This window comes from Pseudomonas sp. EGD-AK9, from assembly GCF_000465935.2.
In the GTDB taxonomy this organism is placed as follows: Bacteria; Pseudomonadota; Gammaproteobacteria; order Pseudomonadales; family Pseudomonadaceae; genus Aquipseudomonas.
This window is the reverse complement of sequence record NZ_AVOF01000411.1, coordinates 1-2,560: the sequence shown is the minus strand read 5'-3', so window position 1 is coordinate 2,560 and position 2,560 is coordinate 1. Positions and strand designations below refer to the sequence as shown.

At 66.4% G+C, this 2,560-nt stretch carries 4 protein-coding genes; 2 read left to right on the top strand and 2 right to left on the bottom strand.

Features of this window, described 5'->3' with window-relative positions:
• Window positions 1-46 precede the first annotated feature (46 nt).
• Window positions 47-802 carry a FadR/GntR family transcriptional regulator gene (locus tag N878_RS17530; protein ID WP_021444899.1) on the bottom strand — a complete coding sequence of 252 codons (756 nt, stop codon included), beginning with the start codon at window positions 800-802 and terminating at the stop codon, window positions 47-49.
• 100 nt (window positions 803-902) lie between these two features.
• On the opposite strand from N878_RS17530, the gene N878_RS17525 reads away from it, so the two are divergent.
• Window positions 903-1,778, top strand: a complete 876-nt coding sequence (locus N878_RS17525) for an aldose 1-epimerase (protein WP_021444898.1) — start codon at window positions 903-905, stop codon at window positions 1,776-1,778.
• 247 nt (window positions 1,779-2,025) lie between these two features.
• On the top strand, window positions 2,026-2,238 hold the full coding sequence (locus tag N878_RS17520) for a hypothetical protein (RefSeq protein WP_021444897.1): 213 nt from the start codon (window positions 2,026-2,028) through the stop codon (window positions 2,236-2,238).
• 141 nt (window positions 2,239-2,379) lie between these two features.
• Here the strand turns inward: N878_RS17520 and N878_RS17515 are convergent.
• The coding region (locus N878_RS17515) for a helicase HerA-like domain-containing protein (protein WP_036988162.1) at window positions 2,380-2,560 on the bottom strand (181 nt) is incomplete at its 5' end.

Below are 2,560 nucleotides of genomic sequence, written 5' to 3'. Positions count from 1 at the left end.
GTGGTCGGCGGCATCGTCCTGCTGGCCTACCGCCGCTAGCCATGGCTCAGCCGTGCAGCGCCTCGGCCTCGGCGGCCTCGTGCGCCTGACGCAGGCGCTCGCGGCTGTTGGTCAGGTGCAGCCGCATGGCGGCGCGCGCCGCCTCCGAGTCCTGGCGGGCGATGGCCTCGAAGATCTGCTCGTGCTCGCGCGCAAGACGCGCCATGTAGTGCGCCTGGTCGTCGCGCGCCAGGCTGGCGGAATTAACCCGGGTGCGCGGAATGATGCTGGTGCCCAGGTGACTCATGATGTCGGTGAAGTAGCGGTTGCCGGTGGCCTCGGCGATGCGCAGGTGGAACTGGAAATCGGACGACACCGCGTCGCTGGCGTGCGCCGCGCTCTCGCTGATCGCGTCCAGCGCCTCGCGGATGGCCTTCAGTTGCGCCTCGTTGCGGCGCTGCGCGGCCAGGCCGGCGGACTCCACTTCCAGGCTGATGCGAAATTCGAGAATCGCCAGCACGTCGCGCAGGGTGACGATGGTCGCCGGGTCGATGCGAAAGCCACTGGGGCTGGGGGTGTCGAGCACGAAGGTGCCGATGCCGTGGCGGGTTTCCACCAGACCGGCGGCCTGCAGCCGCGACAGCGCCTCGCGCACCACGGTGCGGCTAACGCCCTGCTCCTCCATGATCGCCGACTCGGTGGGCAGCTTCTCGCCGCGCTTGATCGCACCGTCACGAATACGCTGCGACAGCTCGGCCACCAACTCCTGGGCCAGGCTACGGTGCTTGCGGCGGGCGCGGGGTTGGGCGTTGGGGGTTTCCATGGCGGGAGCGCTCTCGGCTGACGGCTAAGCCGCAATCATAGCCCAGCAGTTGTACGATGACACTATGAATTCCCGACAAACAGCGACACCGGAGCGCCAGATGCCGACTACCTTGCTGACCCTGCACGACAGCCTGACCCGCCTGACCCTGGCCCCCGAACTGGGCGCCAGCCTGGTCAACTGGACCCGCTTGAGCGACGACTGGCCGCTGCTGCGCCACAGCGACGAGCAGGCGCTGGCCGCCGCCAACCCGCGGCAGCTGGCCTGCTACCCGCTGGCGCCCTGGTCCAACCGCATCGGCGGCGGCGGCTTCGCCTGCCCCGACGGCTGGCAGGCGCTGGCGGCCAACAGCGCGCACGAGGCGCTGCCGATCCACGGCAGCGCCTGGCAACAAGCCTGGCAACTGGTTGATGCGACATCCGACAGCGCCACCCTGCAACTGGACAGCCTGCAGCCCTTCCCCTACCGCGCGCGCCTGCAGGTGCGGCTGGCGGAGGGGCGCCTGAGCCTGCACCTGCAAGCCACCCACCTCGGCGAGCGGCCGACCTGGTACGGCCTCGGCCTGCATCCCTATCTCACCCGCACCGCGCATACCCGCCTGCAAGCGCAGGCCAGCCGAGTGTGGCTGTGCAACGCCGACAAACTCTCCACTCAACTGGCCGAGTTACCCGCGACCTGGAACTTCGCCGAACTTGCCGCCCTGCCGGCGCAGACGTTGGACAATGCCTTTACTGGCTGGCCGGGCAGCGCGCTTATCGTTCAGCCGGAGGCCGGCTATCAATTGCTCTGCCACGCCGAGGGCGCCGAATTCTTCTTGCTGTATTGCCCACAGGAGCAGAACTTCTTCTGTTTCGAGCCGGTCAGCCATCCGGTCAACGCCCACCACCTGCCGGGGCGCCCGGGCCTGCAACTGCTGGCGCCGGGGCAAAGTTGCCGACTGCAGTTCAGCCTGGAGTACCAGGCGCTCGATAACTGAGCGCTGGACATTCGCCGACACTTCGCGATAATGGCGCGCAAGTTGCCTCTCGCAACTTCATTGATAAAAAGTTACATACACATAAGTAACTGAATAAGAACGGGAAACTTGCAAGCTCTGACACTTTGCAAAGTATTCGCCGGACGAAACCATCAGCAGCACCCTAGATTGATCCCTGACCGCAGCAGTGAAGCGGAGTGCTTCACGCGTCATGCGGGTCGATCGCCAGACCATATAGGTAAACCCAGTGACGAAAGACGAACTGCGCGCCGAACTCGAGCGCCAGGCGCAGCGTTACAAGGATGTATACGGCGGGGAAGTCATCACCTACGCCGCGCAGCCGGACCCCGACCGCAAACCCTGGCGCAAGAAACCCAGCCTGCTCGACCAGGCCTTCGATAAGGAAATCGAAAAGATCGAAAAAGAACGTCAGGACAAGAAAGACGCCGCCAGCGAATAGCGCCAGGCCCTCTGTCGAACTAGCATTTCATCGCCGCTTCGCTATTACCGCGATTGCGCAGGCCGGACATGCCGCCAGGCTTGTCCGGCGCGCCGGTAAAGGGTGGACCAGGCTTCGCCATGTCCACCCTGCCCTCGCCGGCTAGCGTCTCTTGCCGCCCAGCAGCGACCCCATCAGCCCGCGCACCAGCTGCCGCCCGAGCTGGTTGGCCGCCTGGCGCAGCGCCGACTTCATCGCCCCGCCGAGCAGTTCGCCGGCCATCTGCCCCAGCCCCTGATCCGGCGCCGCGGCCTTCTGGCGTCCGCTCGGCTGGGCCGGCGCC

Bases quoted from the DNA above. Each gene is read 5' to 3' on its own strand.
- N878_RS17525 (WP_021444898.1), top strand. From the start codon at position 903: ATGCCGACTACCTTGCTGACCCTGCACGACAGCCTGACCCGCCTGACC.
- N878_RS17530 (WP_021444899.1), bottom strand. From the start codon at position 802: ATGGAAACCCCCAACGCCCAACCCCGCGCCCGCCGCAAGCACCGTAGC.